Below are 18,493 nucleotides of genomic sequence, written 5' to 3' on the forward strand. Positions count from 1 at the left end.
ACCCCGGCCCGCCCGGCTCGTCAGGGACCGCCACCCCGGCAGTCTCGCCCGCTCGGCGGGATTGTCAAGCGCGGGACGGTCACCACCGGCCCGGCCAGGGGCAGTCGAGGTCGATGTTCCGCAGCGGGTGGCGCAGGAACAGGTCGCGGGCCGCCGCCCGGCCCAGGTTGGCCGTCCGCCAGTCGTCCTCGGCGACCAGCCGGTCCCGGAGGTCGTCCAGCGCGCAGGTGCGCTGCGGCTCGGGCAGCCGGTCCAGGGCGGGCGCGGCGTCGGCCGAGAGCCCGGCCAGGTAGCCCACGTCGATCCGGCCGGTGCGCTGGTAGCGGTCGACGTTCCACTCGGCGATCAGCCGGTCCGGGTTGACCACCGCCAGCGCGAGCAGGGCGGCCACCGCCGTACCGACCGCCAGCACCGGCAGCCAGGTGGCGCGCAGCCGCGCCACGGCCACCCCGACGAAGAGGAACAGCAGCCCCAGGCCGGCCTCGGTCACCGCCACGAACAGCCGCAGCCGGGTCGCGCCGTACGCCTCGGTGTAGACCTGCATCCGGTAGAGCGCCGAGACGACGATCACCAGGCTGAGCGCGGTGAGCGTACCGAGCAGGGCCCGGATCAGCAGCCGGTCGGCGCGGGTGGACCGGGGCGCCCAGCGGGCGGCGCCGCCGATCACCAGCAGGGTCAGCGCGGAGACGATGAGGAGCTGCCAGAAGCCGCCGCGGGCGTACTCGGCGTAGGTGAGTCCCCCGGTCCGCAGCACGTGCCCCGAGCCGCCGAACAGCACCGCGAGCTGCACCAGCACGAACGCGGCGAAGAGCCCGTCGAGCAGGGCCAGCGGCAGCACCCACTCCCGGCGCCGCACCGGCCGGCCCGGCTTCGCCCGCAGGTCGTCCAGCCGGGGCGGCGCGGCCAGCAGGTACGCCCCGCCGAGCAGCACCGGAACCGCGAGGACCAGGCGGAACGCCCAGCCGACCAGGTCCGGCGGGCCGCTCTCCGGCAGCAGCCCGATGACCAGATCGGCGAAGACCGCGTCCGCCGAGGCGAACAGCAGCCCGAAGACGAGCAGCAGGCCGACCGAGACCGCGACGCTGACCAGGCTGCGGCCGACCGCCGCGCCGGCGCCGACCCGGGCCAGCGAGCGCCGGGCCCACGGCAGGGCCCGCATCGGCGCCAGCCCACTGATCCGTACGGCGGTGAGCATGCCCAGGCCGGTCCGCCCGCCGGCCACCGCCAGCGCGCCGGTGAACGCGGCGGCCAGCAGGCAAAGCCCGAAGAGCCAGCCGGCGTCCCGGACCGCGCCCACCCCGAGCAGGGCGAGGGTGGCCGCGGCCCAGGCCAGCCGGGTGACCCGGCCCGGCGCCCCCGTGACGCCGGGCCGGGTGGTCGGATCGCCCACCGGCGTGACCCGCGCCGACGGGCTGGTCGGCTCGCCGGCCGGCGTGGCCTGCGCCGACGGGTTGGTCGGCTCGCCGGCCGGCGTGGCCTGCGCCGACGGGTTGGTCGGCTCGCCGGCCGGGGTGGCCTGGGCCGGTGGGTTGGTCGGCTCGCCGGCCGGGGTGGCCTGCGCCAACGGGTTGGCCGGCGCGCCGGCCGGGGTGACCTGGGCCGGCGGATTGGTCGGCTCGCCGGCCCGCGCCGGCCCGGTGGTGTCCGCCGGTCGGACCGGCTCGGGCCGGGCCGGTGGTCCGCCGTGGGCGAGTGGGACCGGGGCGCCGGCGTCGGGCCGGGTGGCGGCGGTGACCAGGGCGGCGGTGGCGGCGACCCCGGCCAGCAGCCAGCCGGCGCCGGGCCGGCCGAGCGGGACGGCGGCGGCGGCCGTCAGGGCGGCCGCGCCCACCGCGCCGAGCACCACCGGCCGGGCCGGGGCGGCCGGTCCCGGCCACCGCCGCCAGAACGCCGACGGTGGCGGTGGCGGTGCCGGCCGATCGACGCCGGGCCGCTGCGCCGTGCGCACGCCGGTGCCCGACGGTGCGGCGGTGCGGTCACCGGTGCCGGGTGGTGTGGTCGGGCGGTCACCGCTGCTGGGCGGTGCGGCCGGGCGGTCACCGGTGCCGCGCGGTGCGGTCGGGCGGTCACCGGGGTTCGGTGGGGTGGTCATGCGGCTTCTCCCGTTCGGCTGGTGGTGAGGGGAAGCGACACCCGGATCCGGCAGCCGCCCGGCCCGTGCCCGGCCGGTTCGAGCACCCGGATGGCGCCGCCGTGCAGCTCCACCACCCAGCGCGCGATGGCCAGGCCGAGACCGGTGCCGCCGTCGCCCGTGCGGTCGCCGCGGGTGAACCGTTCGAAGACCCGGGGACGGTCGGCGAGCGGGATCCCCTCGCCCTCGTCGCTGACCTCGAAGTGCAGGTGGCCGGCCCGCTCCTCGGCGGTCACCAGCACCGTCCCGCCCGGCGGGCTGTGCCGGGCGGCGTTGTCGAGCAGGTTGGCGAAGACCTGGTGCAGCCGGCCCGGGTCGGCGGTGACGGTCAGCGTCCCGGCCGGCGGCGCCAACTGGAACCGCACCTGCCGGCCGGCCCCGGCGGCGGCCGCCGTGGCGTGCTCGATCGCCTCGTCGAGGAAGTCCGCGACGTCGATCCGGACCCGGCGCAGCGGCACCACCCCGGCGTCCAGCCGGGACAGGTCGAGCAGGTCGGCGACCAGGTGACCGAGGCGTTCGGTCTGGGCGAGGGCGGTGCGCAGCGTGGCCGGCTCCGCGGCGGCCACCCCGTCGACCAGGTTCTCCAGTACGCCCTGCAACGCGGTGATCGGCGTACGCAACTCGTGCGAGACGTTCGCGATCAGCTCGCGCCGCCGCTGGTCGGCAGCGGCCAGGTCCTCGGCCATCCGGTTGAACGCCTGGGCCAGCTCGCCGACCTCGTCGCGGGAGGTGGCGCGGACCCGGCGGGTGTAGTCACCGCGGGCCATCGCGCCGGCCGCGGCGGTCATCTCGCGCAGCGGCGAGGTCATCCCGTGTGCCAGCACCTGCGAGGTGAGCAGGGCCAGCCCGATCGCCGTCGCCGACGTCATCGGCGGCACCCAGCCGATCATCCACCAGAAGTACGCCAGCCCGGTGGTGCCGGAGGCGACCAGCAGGAAGCCCAGTTTCGCCTTGATCGAGCGGACCGGGTCGAGCGGCCGGGGCAGCACCCGGTTGAGCCAGTCCGCCACGGCGACCCCGGTGGTGACGTTGCCGCTGCTCACGCCGGCACCTCCAGCGCATAGCCGACGCCGTGCACGGTCCGGATCAGGTCGGCGCCGAGCTTGCGGCGCAACGCCTTGACGTGGCTGTCCACCGTGCGGGTGCCGGAGCCCTCGGCCCACCCCCACACCTCGGCCAGCAGGCGCTCCCGGGGCAGCACCGTCCGGGGCCGGCGGGCGAGGTGCACCAGCAGGTCGAACTCGGTGGGGGTCAGATGCACCTCGGCCCCGGCCCGGCGGACCCGCCGTTCCGCCTGGTTGATCTCGATCTCGCCCAGGCGCAGCGCGGGTGGCCCGCTGCTCGCGGCGCGCTCCACCCGGCGCAGCAGCACGTGCACCCGGGCGGACAGCTCCCGCATGGAGAACGGCTTGGTCAGGTAGTCGTCCGCGCCCACGGCCAGCCCGACCAGCAGGTCGGTCTCGTCGTCCCGCGCGGTCAACATCAACACCGGCACCGGCCGCTGCGCCTGGATCCGCCGGCACACCTCCAGGCCGTCGAACCCGGGCAGCATGACATCGAGTACGACGATGTCGTACCGCCCGGCCCGGAACCGGTCGACGGCGGACGGGCCGTCGCCGGCGATGTCGACGGCGAAGCCCTCGGCGCGCAGGCGGGCGGCGACCGACTCGGCGATGGTCCGCTCGTCCTCGACCACCAGTACCCGGCGTTCGTTCATGGGTCCGAACTGTAGGTAGCGGCCGTGGAGAACGGTGGGGCAGGTTGTGAACAACCTGTGGAGAACGGGTCACCCCTGTGGATAACCCGGTGGAAAGCTCAGTCGAGCCGGTCGAGGAACCCGTCGACCGCCGCCCGGAACTCCGCCGGCCGCTCCACCCAGGGGAAGTGACCGGACCGCTCGACCACCACCGCCTCCGCCGCCGGGAAGAGCTTCGCCAGCCCGAGCACCGGCGCCACCCCGACGCTGGCGTCCGCGCCGCCGGCCACCACCAGCACCGGGGCGGTGACCTCCGCGAGCCGGGCGGCGAGGTCCGCCGGGGGCTCGACGCTGAAGTACGCCCGGTTCGCCGCGAAACCGTACGACATGGTGGCGGCGTGCGCCCGCTCCGTCGCGCCCCAGGCGGCGTACCCGCGCGGGGCGACCCGCTGCTGCCAGGCGTTGAACGCGGCGTCGTCCACCGGCCCGCCGTCGGCGGGGAACGGCCCGGCCTCCCACGCCGCGACGGCGGCGTCGAGTTCCGGCTCGCCCCGGCGCCGGTCGAGCAGCGCCTCGGCGTCGGACGGCTCGTCGACCAGGTGGGTGGCCGGTGGCGTCACCAGCACCAGAGCGGCGACCCGGTCCGGGAAGCGGACCGCGAAGGCCAGCGCCAGCCGGGTGCCGGCCGAGTGCCCGAGCACGGTCAGCCGGTCCAGCCCGAGGTGGACCCGGAGCCGGTCCAGGTCCTCGGCCTGCCGCCAGTACGAGCCCAGCTCGACGTCCGCCGGCGCCGGGGAGCGGCCCACCCCGCGCAGGTGCGGCACCAGCAGGCGGCGCCGCTCGCCCAGCCCGGCCAGGTCGCCCAGGTAACCCGGGTGGGCCGCCGCGCCGCCGGCGAGGGCGACGACCGGGGCGCCGCCCAGCTCGGGGTGCGGGTCGTCGTAGTGCAGCAGGGCCCCGTCGGAGGCTGGGTAGGTCGGCATCGGGCGACCGTACCGAGCGGGCGTGCTGGTGTCGCCTCGATTCCGGCCGCTGCCCGAGGGAACCTTTTCCCGCCGCCGTGCGTGGGAGTGGCGAGGAGAGGGGGTGACGGTGCCCGAGGACGGTCTGGTGGAAGAGATCTACGCCGGGAGCTTCCGGACGCTTGTCGTCCAGCTCTACGCGGTGACCGGCGACCTGCACGAGGCGCAGGAGGCGGTGCAGGAGGCGTTCACCCGCGCGGTGGCCACGCCGCGGCGGTTCGCCCGGCTGGACAACCCGGAATCCTGGCTGCGCCGGGTCGCGGTGAACGTGGCCCGCAGCCGGCACCGCCGCCGCCGGGTGCTGGCCGGGTTGCTGCACCGGATCGGCCCGCCGCCGGTGGTCGCCGACCCCGCGCCCGAGCACCTGGCGCTGATGTCCGCGTTGCGCACGCTGCCCACCGGGCAGCGGCAGGCGCTGGCCCTGCACTACCTGGTCGACCTGCCGGTGGACGAGGTGGCCGACGCCCTCGGCGTCTCGGTCGGCACGGTCAAGTCCCGGCTGAGTCGGGGTCGTGCCGCCCTCGCCGCGCTGCTCGGCGACCCACCCTCCGCTGAAGCTGTCACCACCGTCCGCGCGTACCCCGGGAGGGACGATGCCCGAGCGTGAGTTTCCCGGCTTCGACCCGGCGGCGGTGGCCGCCGCCGTGCGGCAGCCACCGCTGGACGACCTGTGGGCGAACGGCCGCGCCCGGCGCCGGCGGCGCGCGGCGGGTGTCGCGCTGGCGCTGGTGGTCGCGGTCGCCGGCATGGCAGCGGCCCCGCTCGCCGGCGGCCGGTCGGGCGTCGACCCGGCCGGACCGGATCTGTCGCCGCCGCGCGACCGGGCGACCCAGCTGTACGTCACCGGCCCCGGCACCGCCGTCGGCGTGGAGTTTCTCGAACACGGGTGCGCCGTCCGGTTCGCGTTCACCACCGACTCCGGGCGGAGCTGGAGCGACTACGACGCGGCCCGCTACCAGAAGCAGCTCTGTCTTCCGGACAACCTGCTGAGCCCTGACGACTATCTTCCGGTCACCGTGCTCGGGCAGCGCTCGATCCTGGTGCGCGACGAGGACAGCCGGCTCGTCTCCACCGACGGCGGCCGGACCTGGGATGTGGCCTCGACGGCGATCCGGACGGTGCCGGCCTTCCCGCCGGACGCCCGGCCGGTCTACTGCCAGCAGCAGGGCTGCGCCGCGCTCACCGACCCGCTGGCCGTCGACCCGTCGACCGGCCGGGTCTACCAGCTCGGTGCCGAGCGAGCACTGGTCGGGCGGATCCGGAGCAGCTATCCGACGTCCGCCGGCACGATCTGGTTGCTGGTCGACCAGCCGGACGGCACCCCGCAGGTCATCCGGGTGAGCGACCAGGGGACCACCTGGCGGCCCCACGAGCTGCCGCCAGACGTGACCCCGGTGGCCGTCGTCGGTAACGACCAGCGGGAGGCGTACCTGCTGGCCGAGCCGAACCTGCCCGCCGGGCAGCAGGTGTCCCCCGCCGGTACGCGCTCGCGGTTGCTGCACACCACGAACGGCGGCGACACCTGGACGGAGGTGGACACCGACCTGCCCGCCACGGCCGAGATGCGGTGGTTCTCGATCGGCGCGGACGGCGCCCTGCTGGTGGCCGAGACCGGCTTCCGGACGACTTCGGTGACGTCCCGGGTCTTCGTCAGCCGGGACGGCGGGCGGCACTTCGCGGAGAGCCGCCGGCAGGGCGGGGACGGTGGGGCCGGGGCGGGGCCGGGTGCGGCCTGGCTGTACGGCCGGGACGACAGGTCGGCGCTCGGCGCGGACCACGTCCAGTTCACCACCGACGGCCGCACCTGGACTCGCTACCCACTCCCGGAGTGACCGCCCGACGCGCGGCGGCTGCGCTGCCGCAGGTGTTAAAAGGGGGCCCTTCCTATACAGAATGCGTTAACAAGGGCCCCCTCCTTTCACCCGGTCAGACCTGGGGAATCACCAACAGCCCCGCGCGGTAGTCGGCGAGGACGATGTCGGGCCGGCCGTCGCCGGTGACGTCGCCCGCCGCCATGGCCCGGTGGTCGGTGCTGCCCGGGGCCGGGATGTCGGTGAACCGGTCGATGCCGAACCAGCCCTCGGGCCGCTGCCGCATCAGGCTGATCGTCTCCCACCCGGCGTGCAGGGTCAGCGCGTCGCGCCGGCCGTCGCCGTCGAAGTCGCGCAGCAGGATCTGCGACGGGATGTCGTACATCGGGTAGACCAGCGGATCGGCGAACCCGCCGGCGGCGGTCTGCGCGTACAGCGACATCCGGGCGGTGGGCCGGTTGCCGCCGGAGGTGACGGCGATGTCGTCGCGACCGTCGCCGGTGGCGTCACCGACCGCCACCGCGTTGACGTCGAGATACCCGTCCCCGGCCAGCTCCGCGCGCCAGCCCGGCTGGAACCCGCCGGTCTCGGTCTGCGCGTACACGGCCACGCTCCACGGGCCCTCCCGGCTGATCACGTCCGGGCGGCCGTCGCCGGTCACCTCGCCGACCTCGATCTGCTTGCTGACCACCGCCGCGACCGGCGTCGCCGGGCCGAACGTGCGGTCCGCCCGGCCGGGCACCACCGCGATGCCGGTCAGGCCGGCCACCACCAGGTCCGCCCGGGAGTCGCCGTCCAGATCGGCCAGCCGTACGTCCCCGGTGCGGAAGTCCCCGCCGCCGGCGACCGCCACCGGCACCGGGCCGGTGAGCGTGCCGTCCCCGGCGAAGAAGACGTCCACCCCGGCGCGGGTGGTGACCGCGACGTCGGTCCCGCCGTCGCCGTCCACGTCGCCGGTGGCGATCCGCATGGTGGACGCCGGGGCGGCGTTGGTGGCCAGCAGGCGCGGCTCGGCGATGCCGCCGTCGGCCCGCTGGGCGAACAACCAGAGCCGGAAGTCCGTCTCCGGGGCGGCCGTGGCCCGGTTCTGCGTGGTCATCAGCACGTCGGCCCGCCCGTCACCGGTGACGTCGGCGACCTCGGTCGCCGTCGGCCACGACTCCAGCCCGACCTGGTGCACCTGGAGCTGGCCGAACCGGGCCGGCTCGGCCGCCCGGGGCAGCACGGTCTGCGTCACCGGCGCGGATCCGCTGGAGGCCAGGCCGACACTCGGGTCACCGGAGTAGTCCACGCTGACCCGGCCGGCCTCGGCCGCCCACTGCCGCTCGGCCAGCCCTTCCGAGACCGACTGGCTGCCGACCCGGACGCCGTCCCGGTAGAAGGTGGCGGTCCCGAAGATCCGCCCGCCGGCGGCGGTGGTGACCCGGGCGGTGAGCAGCGCCCACTGACCGGTCTCCGTGGTCGACGGGGTGTTGCGCAGGGTGACGGTCGTCGGGGTGCCGGTCAGCACCGGGATCGGCCGGGACAGGCCGCTGGAGGTGCCGTCGGTGGCCCGGATCCAGTAGCTGTAGCCGGTCCGGTCCGCGACCGTCGAGTCGACATAGGACAGTGCGGTCGTGGTGCCGACGACCTGCTCGCCGGAGCCGTCCGGCGCGCCTCGCCGGATCTCGTAGCGGCTGGCGCCGGCCACCGCGCCCCAGGCCAGCTCCACCCGATCCGGGTACGCCGTGTGCCGCAGTTCGCCCGGCGGCGCCAGGCTGGCCGGCAGCACCGCCGGCTCGGAGTTGCCGGAGACCTTGGTGGCGCTGCGGCTGCGCACCACGTACCGGTAGCTGGTGCCGGTGCCGACCGTGTCGTCCCGCCACTCGAGCTGGTTCGTGGTCCCCAGCAGCGCGTACGTGGTGCCGGCACCGGTGGCCCGCAGCACCTCGTAGGTGTAGGTGGCGCCGGCCGACTGCCAGCTCACCCGGGCCTGGCCGGTGCCCACCCACTCCGCGCTCACCCCGGTCGGTGGCCGTACCGCTGCCGCCTGCGCCGGCGCGCCGCCGAGCAGGACCAGCAGCACCGCCGGCAGGCAGAGGGACAGGACTCTTCGTATCGCGGTCATCGTGCTCCCCGTGTCCGGTGGCACGCCGCGGTCCCGCTCCGTGGTGCGGGACGACGCGCCACTTCCGCAGGGACAGCGTCACCGCCCGGAAGTCTGTTACTGCGGGCTAGGATCCGGCGCGTGCCACACCCCCTCGTCGTCGTGGCGGCCACTGTGCTGGGTGCCGGCTGGGGCGCGCTGCTGCCCGGCCTCGTCGACCGGTACGCGGTCCGCTGGCCGGCCGGCAGCCCACGCCCGCCCTGGCGGGACACCTGCCCGGGCTGCGCCGCGCCCCGGCCGCACTGGTGGCGGGCGTCCGGCCGCTGCCCGGAGTGCGGCCGGCGGCCCGTGCCCGATCGCTGGTTGACGGTGCCGATGACGGCGTTGGCCTGCGGGGCGGTGGGGGCGGCCGTCGGCCCGGTGTGGACATTGCCGGCGTATCTCTGGCTCGCCGCGCTGGCCGTGCCGCTGACCCTGATCGACCTGCGGGTGCTCCGGCTGCCCGACCCGCTGGTGCTCGCCCTCCTCGCCGGCGGGGTGGTGCTGCTGGGCGGAGCGGCGATTACCGGGCAGTACGTCACGCCGCTGTTACGCTCCGGCGCGGCGCTGCTGGCGTGCGGCGTCGGGTACCTGACACTCGCCGTCATTCCCCGGTCACAGTTCGGCCTCGGCGACGTCAAGCTCGGCGCGGTGCTCGGGTTCTTTCTCGGCTGGCTCGGCTGGCCCGCCGTGGCGGCCGGCGCCCTGCTCGGCCCGCTCGTCAACCTTCCGCTGCTCATCGTCCTGTTGATCACGCGCCGCGCGGGGCGGCGGACGGCCATTCCGTACGGGCCCGCGATGCTCGTCGCGGCACTCACCGTGGTCGTGGTCTCGACCGCGCGATAGCTCCCACGGCTGAAGTTCGGTCAGCCGAACGGGCGGGTGCCGGTGTGGACGGAGCGCCGTTCGGCCGGTTTTGTCGGTCCCGCCGACGGGATTGACACGTCTCTTTGCAACGGTGAAAACTCCCCTCGGTACTTGCCCCACTTCAACTGTCGCCGCGGCCGAAAAGCCGCGACTCACCCCTGGAGTTGTACGGATGCTCGAGTTCATCTTTCGCGTGATGGCCTGGCACGAGAGCCGGGAGCAGGACCGTGGCGCGACGGCGGTCGAGTACGCCCTGATCCTCGCCGCCATCATCGGAGGTGCGGCCGCCCTGTACTTCCTGATCGGCCAGAACCTCACCACGACCCTGCGCGCCGCCTGCTCACGAATCACGCAGGGCACCTGTTAATGAAGTCGGGGCGGCGGGAGACCGGGACGGCGTCGGCCGGCCCGGTCCTCTGCCGTCGTTCCACTACCAGCCCCAGCCGGAGCGACCGGGGTGCCGCCGCCGTCGAGATGGCGCTCGTGCTGCCCCTGCTGCTCCTCCTGCTCTTCGGGATCATCGACTTCGGACGGATGTTGAACGCGCAGCTCACCCTCACCGAGGCCGCCCACGACGCCGCCCGGGCCGCGTCCCTGGGCGGCGACGCGTCCGCGCGCGCGGCGCTGGTCGCCGGCGACCTGGACGTCGCCGTGGCCGGCGGGAGCTGCGTCGACGGCGACGCCGAGGTGACGGTGACCCACGAGTTCCGCTTCGTCACGCCGGTCGGGCTGATCGGCGGCGGCTTCGACGGCGAGGTCCGGCTGTCCGGCCGGGGAGTCATGCCGTGCCAGTGAGCCTCGCCGGCCTGGGCCGCCGGCTGCGCGCCCGGGTCATCGCCGACGGTGGTGACCGGGGCGCCGTCGCGGCCACCGTCGCCGTGCTGCTCGGCTCGGGTGTGCTGTTCGGCATGGCCGCCCTGGTGGTCGACGTGGGCCTGCTCTACGCCGAACGCGGTCAGCTCCAGGCGGGCGCGGACGCCGGGGCGGTGGCGGTCGCCCGCGCCTGTGCCACCGACCCGGCCGGCTGCTCGCCGGACGGTACGACCCCGGACGCGCTCGCCGCCGGGTACGCCGACCGCAACGCGGGCGACGGCCAGGCCACCGCCCGGCTCTGCGGGCGCGGCGGCGGGCTGCCCGACTGCCCCGCCCCGGCCGGGAACCTGACCGACTGCGTGACCCCCGCGCCGCCGACCGGCCCGTACGTGGAGGTGCACGCCGGCACCCGGCGCGACGGCGACCGGACCCTGCTGCCGCCGGTCTTCGCGGGCGCCGTGGTCGACGGTTACCAGGGCGCCGAGGTGCGGGCCTGCGCCCGGGCCGTGTGGGGCGGCCCGTCCCGCGCGGAGGCGCTGGCGCTGGCCGTGCCGGAGTGCGAGTGGCGGCGGCTGGCCGGCAACGACGCGCGCGCGATCCCGGTGCGGGACGAGCCGGCCGGGTCGTGCGCGGCGGGCACCGACGGCCTGCGCTGGCTGGCGGCCGACGACTGCCGGGGGACGTGGTCGGTGGGCGACCGGCCCGCCGCCGCCTCGGCCGCCCCGGACGACGACCACGGCTGCGGCGCGACCCTGGCCCGGGTGCGCGACACGACGGTGCTGGTGCCGGTCGTCGAGGCCGCCCCGAGTGCCGGTGCCTGGACCGTCCGGGGCTTCGCGGCGTTCGTGGTCACCGGCTGGCGACTGCCCGGCCAGGCGGCCGGTGCACCCTGCGACACCGGCGCCACCCCGTGCGTGACCGGGCACTTCACCACCCAACTGCTGCCCGGCGGGGGTGCGATCGGCGGGCCCGACTACGGCGCCCGCGTCGTCGCCCTGGCCGGCTGAACCCCCGAACAACCCGTACCGGTAGAGGACGCGCCACCATGAACCGTCGCATCATCCCCGTGCTGCTCGCCGTGGTGCTGGCCGCCGTCGGCACCGGCGCCGTGCTGCTCTACCTGCGGTCCGCCGACGACCGCGCCGTCGCTGGCAAGCAGGCCCGGACGGTGCTGGTCGCCGACAAGCCGATCCCGGCCGGCACGTCGGGCCGCGCCGTCAGGGACAAGGGGTACGTGCGGCAGGTGCGGATGCCCGCCGAGACGCTGCCGGCCGACGCGCTCGGCCAGCTCGGCCCCGACCTCGACGCGCTGGTGACCACCGCCGCCGTGCAGCGCGGCCAGTTGCTGCTGCGGCCGATGTTCGGCAGCTCGGTGGCCGGTGGCGGGCTGGCCATCCCGGACGGGCAGCTGGCGATCACCGCCCGGGTGAAGTCCAGCGTGTTCGGTCCCGCCTCGGTGCGGGCCGGCACCCGGGTGGCGATCTTCTACACGTACACCCCGGTGGACGACAAGCGGCGCAACGTGGTGTCCGGTTCGGGCCTGGAGAAGGGCCGCAACGTCAACAGCGTCACCCGGCTGCTGATGACCGACGTCGAGGTGATCTCGGTGGGGCCGGCGCCGAAGGAGGGGGACGCCGTCAGCGGCCTGGCCGGCGCGGGCGGCGGCAAGGCGCAGGACGAGCTGTCGGTGACGTTCGGCCTGAACCAGCTCGACGCGGAGCGGCTCGCGCACGCCGTCGCGCTGGGCGGGGAGCTGAACGTCGGCCTGCTCGGGGACTCCTCCGACGTCGAGCCCGACGCCGGCGTGGACAACCGCTCCCTCTTCGGTTAGGCGTACGCCATGACCATCCTGTTCGAGCCGAACCGGCAGTGGAGCGCGCACCTGGCCGCGCAGCTCGGCCCGGGGCTGCTCGCCACCAGCCGGCTGGAGGACGTGGAGCGGCTCCTCGCCGACCAGCACGGCGAGCCGCTGGTGCTCTTCGGGCCGGGCACCGACGCCGCGCTGGCGCTGGAGTTCGCCGCCCGGCAGCGGGTGGCCCGGCCGGCGGTCGGCGTGCTGCTGCTGCGCGAGCAGCTGGACGTGGAGACCATGGGGCACGCGCTGCGGGCCGGCGTCCGCGACGTGGTCAACGTGCGGGACGTGGTCGCCGTCCGGACGGCCTGCGCCCGCTCGCTGGAGGTGTCCCGGCACCTGCTCGGCACCGCCCCGCCGCCGGTGCCGGGCGGCGCGGGCGCCCGGGTGGTCACCGTCTTCTCCGCCAAGGGCGGCGTCGGCAAGTCCACCCTCGCGACCAACCTCGCGGTCACCCTGGCCGAGGGCGGCAAGCGCCGGGTCTGCCTGGTCGACCTGGACCTGGCCTTCGGCGACGTGGGCATCATGCTGCAACTCGCGCCCGAGCGGGGCATCGCCGACGCGGTCGGCGCCCGGGACAAGATCGACCCGACCTTCGTCGGCGCGCTGCTCACCCCGTACGCGCCGGGGGTGGACGTGCTGCTCGCGCCGGTCGGGCCCAGCGACGCCGAGCGGATCGGCCGGGAGCTGGTGGCCAAGGTGCTCGCCGCGCTGCGCACGATCGTCGACTACGTGGTGGTGGACACCCCGGCGGCGTTCACCGACGCGGTCCTCGCCGCGTTCGACGTCTCCGCGGTGCACGTGCTCGTCGCCACCCCGGACGTGCCGGTGCTGAAGAACCTGCGGGTCGCCATGGACACCCTGGACCTGCTCGGCCTGCACGGCGAGCACCGGCTCCTCGTGCTCAACCGTGGCGACGCCAGGGTGGGGCTCACCACCGCCGACGTGGAACGGGTGCTCAAGACCCCGATCACCGCGCAGATCCCGTCCAGTCGGGACGTGCCGGTGTCGATCAACCGAGGAGTGCCGATCGTGGTGGACAAGCCGCAACACCCGGTGAGCGCCGCGATCCGGGAGCTGGCCCGGGCCCGGATCACCGAGCAGCCGGCCCCGCGCGGCCCGCGCGGGCTGCGGGACCGGATCGGCCGGGGCAACCGATGAGTCTCACCGACCGGCTGGCCCAGCGGTATCCGGAGCAGGACAGCGGGCGCGGCCGTAGCGCCAACGCGGTGACCGTCTCCAACGGCAGCTCGGCCGCCGCGCTGCGGCTGCGGGTGCACCGCGAGCTGCTCGACATCCTCGGCCCCCAGTTGTACGACAACCGCACCGCCGACGCCGTGCTGGAGCAGAAGGTCCGGGACACCGTCAACGACGTGCTGGCCCGGGACGGCTCCCCGCTGGCGGTGGCCGACTCGGCCCGGATCGCCGCCGAGCTGCTCGACGAGATCCTCGGGCACGGGCCGATCGAGCCGCTGCTGCGCGACCCGGACGTCACCGAGGTCATGGTCAACGGCCCGGACCAGATCTTCGTGGAACGCTTCGGCCGGCTCCACCGGGTCGAGGCGACCTTCGTCGACGAGCAGCACCTACGCCGGGTCATCGACCGGATCGTCTCCCGGGTCGGCCGCCGGGTGGACGAGGCCAGCCCGATGGTCGACGCCCGGCTGCCCGACGGCAGCCGGGTCAACGTGGTGCTGCCGCCGGTCGCCCTGGACGGCTCGATGCTTACCGTCCGCAAGTTCGCCCGGGAGGCGCTCACCGCCAACGACCTGGTCGGCTACGGCACCTTCACGCCCGAGGTGGCGCAGTTCCTCTACGCCTGCGTCCGGGGCCGGCTGGACGTGGTGATCAGCGGCGGCACCGGCTCCGGCAAGACCACCACGCTCAACGTGCTGTCCAGCTTCCTCCCGCCCGAGGAGCGGATCGTCACCATCGAGGACGCGGCGGAGCTGCAACTGCGGCAGAACCACGTGCTCCGGCTGGAGTCCCGGCCGCCGAACATCGAGGGCCGCGGCGAGATCACCATCCGGGACCTGGTCCGCAACGCGCTGCGGATGCGACCGGACCGGATCGTCATCGGTGAGGTCCGCGACGGGGCCGCGCTGGACCTGTTGCAGGCCATGAACACCGGCCACAACGGCTCGCTGACCACGGTGCACGCCAACTCTCCCCGCGACTCGGTGGCCCGGCTGGAGACCATGTCGCTGATGGCCGGGCTGGAACTGCCGGTACGCGCCATCCGGGAGCAGATCGCCTCGGCGGTGGACCTGGTGGTGCACCAGAGCCGGCTGCGGGACGGCACCCGCCGGGTCACCCAGGTGACCGAGGTGCTCGGCATCGAGGGCGAGGTGGTCACCATGCAGGACCTGTTCGTCTTCGACCACCGGGCCGGGTACGACGCCGACGGCCGGCACCAGGGCACCCTGCGCTGGACGGGACTGCGCCCGCGCCTGCTGGACACCCTCGCCGACGCCGGCGTACCGGTGCCGCCCGGGGTGTTCGAGGGCGCCCCGTGGTGACCCGCCCGGTCGCCGTGCTGGCCACCGGCCCCACGCTGGTCGCCGTGCTGGCCACCGGCCTCACGCTGGTCGCCGCGCTGACCACCCCGGCCGCCGCAGCCGAGCCCGTGACGGCCGCCGGGCCCATCCGAATCGCCGCTGCGCCGGGACCACCAGCCCGGGTGCCGGCAGCGGGCCGCACCGCGCTGGTCGCCCTGGCCGGGTTGACCGCGCGGGTGGTCGAGGTGACGCCGGAGCGGGTCCGGATCGCGGCCGAGGTGCCCGGGCCGGCCACCGGGCAGTTGCCGCCGGTCACCGTGACCCGGGACGGCTGGCGGTTGCCGGCGACCGTCGCGGCGGCGGACGGCGGTGGCCGTACCGTCGTGCTGGTCGTGGACAGCGGGCCGGCCATGGCCGGTGCCCGGCTGACCGCCGTGCGGGCCGGCCTCGCCGCCCTGGCCGACACGCTGCCCGCCGACGTCTCCGTCGGCCTGGTCGCCGCGGCGGGCCGGCCGGCGGTCGCGCTGCCGCCCACCCGGGACCGGGCCGCCCTGCGCGCCGCCGTGTCCCGGCTGGCCGCGAGCGGCGAGCGGACCGCCCTCTACGAGGGGCTGCGGGCCGGTGCGGCGCTCGGCGACCGGGCGGCCGACCGCCGGTTGGTGGTCGTGGCGGGCGGGCGGGACGACGACGGGACCGCCGCCGGCGTGGCGGCCGAGACGGTCACCGCCGCCGGGCAGCGGGTCGACCTGGTCCGGCTCGGTGCCGCCGGGGACGGGCTCGGGCAGTTGCGGCGGCTGGTCGGGACCTCGGGCGGCACCGTCCGGGCGGTGGCCCGGGAGGCGGCGCTGCCCGACGCGCTGCGCGCGGCCACCGAGCTGCCGGCGCGGGTCACCGTGACCGTCGCCGTACCCGCGGAGCTGGCCGGCACCGCCACCACCCTGACCGTCACCGCGGGCGCCGGGGCGCGGCGGGTCAGCACGGACCTGCCGGTCCAGTTCGCGGCGGCGCCCACCGGCGTGGCGGCCACCGACGCCGGCCCGTCCGGCCTCGGGCGGTTGCCCGCCCTGCACCCGGGCCTGCTCGGGCTGCTCATCTTCGGCGTCCTGCTCGTCGCCCTCCTGCTGGTGGTGTTCGGCGCCGGCGGCGGGGTGCCGCAGCGCCGGCTCCAGCAGGTCGAACGGTTCCGGCTGCCCACCGGCGGCGCCCGCCCGGACGACCGGGCGGTGCCGGCCGAGGGCGGTCTCGCCGAGGCGGTGTACGGCCTCTCCGACCGGATGATCGGCACCGGCGACCGCCAGGCACGCATCGCCCGCGACCTGGAACGCGCCGGCATCACGCGCAGTCCCCGGGAGTGGATCGCCTGGCGCACCGGAGCGGCGGCGGCCGGGGCGTTCCTGCTCGGCCTGCTCGGTGGCGTGCTCGGCGTGCTCCTCGGCGTCCTGCTCGGATACGCCGGCACGGCGCTCTACCGGCGGCTGCGCACGGCCCGCCGTCGGCGCACCTTCGCCGACCAGCTCCCCGACGCGCTGCAACTGGTCGTCGGTTCGCTGAAGTCCGGCTTCTCGCTGGCCCAGTCGGTCGACGGGGTGATCCAGGACTTCCCGGCCGGCCCGCTCACCGTCGAGTTCGGCCGGGCCATGGCGGAGGTCCGGCTCGGCTCCGACCTCGACGACGCCCTGGAACGGGCCGCCCACCGGATCGGCAACGACGACCTCGCCTGGGTGGTGATGGCGGTACGGATCCAACGGGACACCGGCGGCAACCTGGCCGAGGTGCTGTCCACCACCGTGGAGACGCTGCGCGAGCGGGACCGGCTGCGCCGGCACGTCCGCGCGTTGTCGGCGGAGGGCCGGCTGTCCGCGTACATCTTGGTCGCGTTGCCGTTCGTGATCGGCGGCTGGATGCTGCTGGCCCGCCGGGAATACCTCAGCCCGCTCTGGACCACCCCGGTCGGGCTGGTGCTGCTGGTCGGCGCGGCGGTCCTGATGGCGGTCGGCACCCTGTGGCTGAGCCGGCTCGTGAAGGTCGAGGTGTGAGCGTGGACTCCGTACTCCTGGTGGCCGGCCTCGGCGCCCTGTTCCTGGCGCTGGTCGTGGGCATCGCCGTGGCCGTCCCCGACCGGGACCGGACCGCGGTCAAGCGGACGCTGGCGACCGTCGACCGGGGCTACCGGATCGCCGGCGCGCCCACGGCGACGGCCGGCGGCCCCGGCGACGGCCCGCTGGCCGGCCAGGCCCGGGCGGTGGGCCGGCGGCTCACCCCGCCGGCCATGTTCGCCGGCCTCGGCCGCCGCCTCGACCAGGCCGGCAACCCGTCCTGGCTGGGGCTGGAGGCGCTGCTCGGCTACAAGGGGCTGTTCCTGTTCGTCGGTGCCGCCGCCGGGCTGCTCCTCGGCCTGCTCGGCTTCCCCGGCGGGGTGCTCTTCCTGACCCTGGCCGGCGCGGCGGTCGGCTTCTTCGCGCCGGACCTGCTGGCTCTGCACCTCGCGCAGGAACGGCAGCAGGAGATCCGCCGCACCCTGCCGGACATCATGGACACCCTGGTGGTGACCGTCGAGGCGGGTCTCGGCTTCGAGGCGGCGCTGGCCCAGGTCGTCCGCAACGGGCGCGGGCCGATGGTCGGCGAGTTCGCCCGGGTGCTGCACGAGATGCAGATCGGCCGGCCCCGGGTGGAGGCGCTGCGCGAGATGGCCGCCCGGACGAGCGTCACCGAGCTAAAGGCGTTCGCCTCGGCGATGGTGCAGGCCACCACGCTCGGCGTACCGGTGGCGAACGTGCTGCGCCAGCAGGCCGCCGAGATGCGGCTGCGCCGCCGGCAGCGGGCCGAGGAACTGGCCCAGAAGGTCCCGGTGAAGGTGCTCTTCCCGACGGTCCTCTGCCTCCTTCCGGCGCTGTTCGTCGTGGTCATCGGGCCCGGTGTGCTCCGGCTCCTCGACCTGTTCGGCAACTAGGTGCCGCCCGGCTCCCGCTTGGCCCGGGCGCGGGCCGCGTACGTCCGGACGGTGGACTCGGTGAGCCGGAGCCGGCGGGCGATCTCGGTGGCGGGCAGCCCGGCACCGAGCAGTTCCGTCACCTCCCGCTCCCGCCCGCTCAGCCCGGTGGGCGTGCCGGCGCGCAGCGCGCCGGTGAGGAAGCGCGACCCGAAGGCGACCCGGCCGGCCAGCACGTCCCGGATCGCGCCGGCGACCCGGTCGACCTCGGTCACGCCGGGCCGGTCGCCGGCACCCCCGGCCGGGCCGGGCAGGTGGCCGGCGATCCCGGCCAGCACCGCCCGGCGGAGCCGCCCGTCGGTGGCCGGCCCGAACAGCACCACCCGGAGGCTGGGCCGCGCGGCCAGCAGCTCGGCGGCCAGGTCGATGCCGTCCCCGTCGGGCAGCCGGACGTCCACGGTCAGCGCGTCCGGGGCGAGGCTCTGGACGACCCGTACCGCCTCGGCGGCCGAGGCGCTGTGGCCGGCCAGGACCACGCCGGGCAGGGTGCCGACGGCGTGCTCCACCACCAGGTGGGTGGCGGGCCGGGCGTGCACGGCGAAGAGCCTCGACATCGTCACCTCCGCGCGTCGGAAGGAACCGGTCCCCGAGTGGTATCCCGTGCCCCCGCGAACGGGCGTCAATCCTCTCGTGTCCGACCGGCCGGTGCGCCGTTCGACACGATGTGAGACGAGCTTCGGACAGCGCGG

At 75.8% G+C, this 18,493-nt stretch carries 17 protein-coding genes; 11 read left to right on the forward strand and 6 right to left on the reverse strand.

Annotated features, from left to right (window positions below; translation table 11 throughout):
- Nucleotides 1-79: 79 nt before the first annotated feature.
- The 4 genes from K7640_RS17705 to K7640_RS17720 form a co-directional block, all read right to left on the reverse strand.
- Nucleotides 80-2,092, reverse strand: a complete 2,013-nt coding sequence (locus K7640_RS17705) for a DUF4153 domain-containing protein (protein WP_222955953.1) — start codon at nt 2,090-2,092, stop codon at nt 80-82.
- On the reverse strand, nt 2,089-3,174 hold the full coding sequence (locus K7640_RS17710) for an ATP-binding protein (protein WP_308042579.1): 1,086 nt from the start codon (nt 3,172-3,174) through the stop codon (nt 2,089-2,091). The genes K7640_RS17705 and K7640_RS17710 overlap by 4 nt, the downstream gene beginning before the upstream one ends.
- Nucleotides 3,171-3,848: a response regulator transcription factor gene (locus tag K7640_RS17715; protein WP_222955954.1), complete on the reverse strand. Its 678-nt coding sequence runs from the start codon at nt 3,846-3,848 to the stop codon at nt 3,171-3,173. The genes K7640_RS17710 and K7640_RS17715 overlap by 4 nt, the downstream gene beginning before the upstream one ends.
- Nucleotides 3,849-3,946: 98 nt before the next feature.
- Nucleotides 3,947-4,810 (reverse strand): alpha/beta fold hydrolase, encoded by an 864-nt coding sequence (locus K7640_RS17720; RefSeq protein ID WP_222955955.1) that lies wholly within the window; start codon nt 4,808-4,810, stop codon nt 3,947-3,949.
- Nucleotides 4,811-4,913: 103 nt separating this feature from the next.
- On the opposite strand from K7640_RS17720, the gene K7640_RS17725 reads away from it, so the two are divergent.
- Together K7640_RS17725 and K7640_RS17730 are read left to right on the forward strand one after the other, a co-directional pair.
- On the forward strand, nt 4,914-5,456 hold the full coding sequence (locus tag K7640_RS17725) for a sigma-70 family RNA polymerase sigma factor (protein ID WP_308042580.1): 543 nt from the start codon (nt 4,914-4,916) through the stop codon (nt 5,454-5,456).
- The gene (locus K7640_RS17730) at nt 5,443-6,681 is read left to right on the forward strand and encodes a sialidase family protein (RefSeq protein WP_222955957.1); all 1,239 of its coding nucleotides are present in this window, start codon (nt 5,443-5,445) and stop codon (nt 6,679-6,681) included. The genes K7640_RS17725 and K7640_RS17730 overlap by 14 nt, the downstream gene beginning before the upstream one ends.
- A gap of 94 nt (nt 6,682-6,775) precedes the next feature.
- Here the strand turns inward: K7640_RS17730 and K7640_RS17735 are convergent, their stop codons facing one another.
- On the reverse strand, nt 6,776-8,767 hold the full coding sequence (locus K7640_RS17735; RefSeq protein WP_255609305.1) for a VCBS repeat-containing protein: 1,992 nt from the start codon (nt 8,765-8,767) through the stop codon (nt 6,776-6,778).
- Between the two features lie 93 nt (nt 8,768-8,860).
- On the opposite strand from K7640_RS17735, the gene K7640_RS17740 reads away from it, so the two are divergent.
- The 9 genes from K7640_RS17740 (at nt 8,861) to K7640_RS30840 (ending at nt 17,765) form a co-directional block, all read left to right on the forward strand.
- Nucleotides 8,861-9,631, forward strand: coding sequence for an A24 family peptidase (locus tag K7640_RS17740; protein WP_222956049.1), 771 nt, complete (start codon nt 8,861-8,863; stop codon nt 9,629-9,631).
- 193 nt (nt 9,632-9,824) lie between these two features.
- Nucleotides 9,825-10,019, forward strand: a complete 195-nt coding sequence (locus tag K7640_RS17745) for a hypothetical protein (RefSeq protein ID WP_222955960.1) — start codon at nt 9,825-9,827, stop codon at nt 10,017-10,019.
- Entirely contained in the window at nt 10,019-10,447 is a 429-nt protein-coding gene (locus tag K7640_RS17750; RefSeq protein ID WP_255609306.1) for a TadE/TadG family type IV pilus assembly protein, read from the forward strand. The genes K7640_RS17745 and K7640_RS17750 overlap by 1 nt, the downstream gene beginning before the upstream one ends.
- The gene (locus K7640_RS17755; protein WP_222955962.1) at nt 10,438-11,472 is read left to right on the forward strand and encodes a pilus assembly protein TadG-related protein; all 1,035 of its coding nucleotides are present in this window, start codon (nt 10,438-10,440) and stop codon (nt 11,470-11,472) included. Before K7640_RS17750 ends, K7640_RS17755 begins: the two co-directional genes overlap by 10 nt.
- Before the next feature lie 38 nt (nt 11,473-11,510).
- The gene (locus K7640_RS17760) at nt 11,511-12,296 is read left to right on the forward strand and encodes an RcpC/CpaB family pilus assembly protein (protein WP_222955963.1); all 786 of its coding nucleotides are present in this window, start codon (nt 11,511-11,513) and stop codon (nt 12,294-12,296) included.
- Between the two features lie 9 nt (nt 12,297-12,305).
- Nucleotides 12,306-13,478 (forward strand): P-loop NTPase, encoded by a 1,173-nt coding sequence (locus tag K7640_RS17765; RefSeq protein ID WP_222955964.1) that lies wholly within the window; start codon nt 12,306-12,308, stop codon nt 13,476-13,478.
- Nucleotides 13,475-14,836, forward strand: coding sequence for a CpaF family protein (locus K7640_RS17770; protein WP_222955965.1), 1,362 nt, complete (start codon nt 13,475-13,477; stop codon nt 14,834-14,836). The genes K7640_RS17765 and K7640_RS17770 overlap by 4 nt, the downstream gene beginning before the upstream one ends.
- A complete protein-coding gene (locus K7640_RS17775; RefSeq protein WP_222955966.1) occupies nt 14,833-16,851 on the forward strand; it encodes a type II secretion system F family protein in 2,019 nt (672 codons plus the stop codon). Before K7640_RS17770 ends, K7640_RS17775 begins: the two co-directional genes overlap by 4 nt.
- A 2-nt stretch (nt 16,852-16,853) precedes the next feature.
- Complete coding sequence (locus tag K7640_RS30840) at nt 16,854-17,765, forward strand: type II secretion system F family protein (protein WP_222955967.1); 912 nt, start codon at nt 16,854-16,856, stop codon at nt 17,763-17,765.
- Here K7640_RS30840 and K7640_RS17785 read toward each other — a convergent pair.
- Nucleotides 17,762-18,358: a response regulator transcription factor gene (locus K7640_RS17785; RefSeq protein WP_222955968.1), complete on the reverse strand. Its 597-nt coding sequence runs from the start codon at nt 18,356-18,358 to the stop codon at nt 17,762-17,764. The two genes, K7640_RS30840 and K7640_RS17785, sit on opposite strands and share 4 nt — an antisense overlap.
- Between the last annotated feature and the right edge of the window lie 135 nt (nt 18,359-18,493).

This window comes from Micromonospora sp. PLK6-60 (assembly GCF_019890675.1).
Classification (GTDB): domain Bacteria; phylum Actinomycetota; class Actinomycetes; order Mycobacteriales; family Micromonosporaceae; genus Micromonospora.

What these genes read in the sequence shown, in the direction of transcription:
- K7640_RS17705 (WP_222955953.1), bottom strand. Translation starts at nt 2,092, where the DNA reads ATGACCACCCCACCGAACCCCGGTGACCGCCCGACCGCACCGCGCGGC.
- K7640_RS17715 (WP_222955954.1), bottom strand. Translation starts at nt 3,848, where the DNA reads ATGAACGAACGCCGGGTACTGGTGGTCGAGGACGAGCGGACCATCGCC.
- K7640_RS17720 (WP_222955955.1), bottom strand. Translation starts at nt 4,810, where the DNA reads ATGCCGACCTACCCAGCCTCCGACGGGGCCCTGCTGCACTACGACGAC.
- K7640_RS17730 (WP_222955957.1), top strand. Translation starts at nt 5,443, where the DNA reads ATGCCCGAGCGTGAGTTTCCCGGCTTCGACCCGGCGGCGGTGGCCGCC.
- K7640_RS17735 (WP_255609305.1), bottom strand. Translation starts at nt 8,767, where the DNA reads ATGACCGCGATACGAAGAGTCCTGTCCCTCTGCCTGCCGGCGGTGCTG.
- K7640_RS17745 (WP_222955960.1), top strand. Translation starts at nt 9,825, where the DNA reads ATGCTCGAGTTCATCTTTCGCGTGATGGCCTGGCACGAGAGCCGGGAG.
- K7640_RS17750 (WP_255609306.1), top strand. Translation starts at nt 10,019, where the DNA reads ATGAAGTCGGGGCGGCGGGAGACCGGGACGGCGTCGGCCGGCCCGGTC.
- K7640_RS17760 (WP_222955963.1), top strand. Translation starts at nt 11,511, where the DNA reads ATGAACCGTCGCATCATCCCCGTGCTGCTCGCCGTGGTGCTGGCCGCC.
- K7640_RS17765 (WP_222955964.1), top strand. Translation starts at nt 12,306, where the DNA reads ATGACCATCCTGTTCGAGCCGAACCGGCAGTGGAGCGCGCACCTGGCC.
- K7640_RS17770 (WP_222955965.1), top strand. Translation starts at nt 13,475, where the DNA reads ATGAGTCTCACCGACCGGCTGGCCCAGCGGTATCCGGAGCAGGACAGC.
- K7640_RS17785 (WP_222955968.1), bottom strand. Translation starts at nt 18,358, where the DNA reads ATGTCGAGGCTCTTCGCCGTGCACGCCCGGCCCGCCACCCACCTGGTG.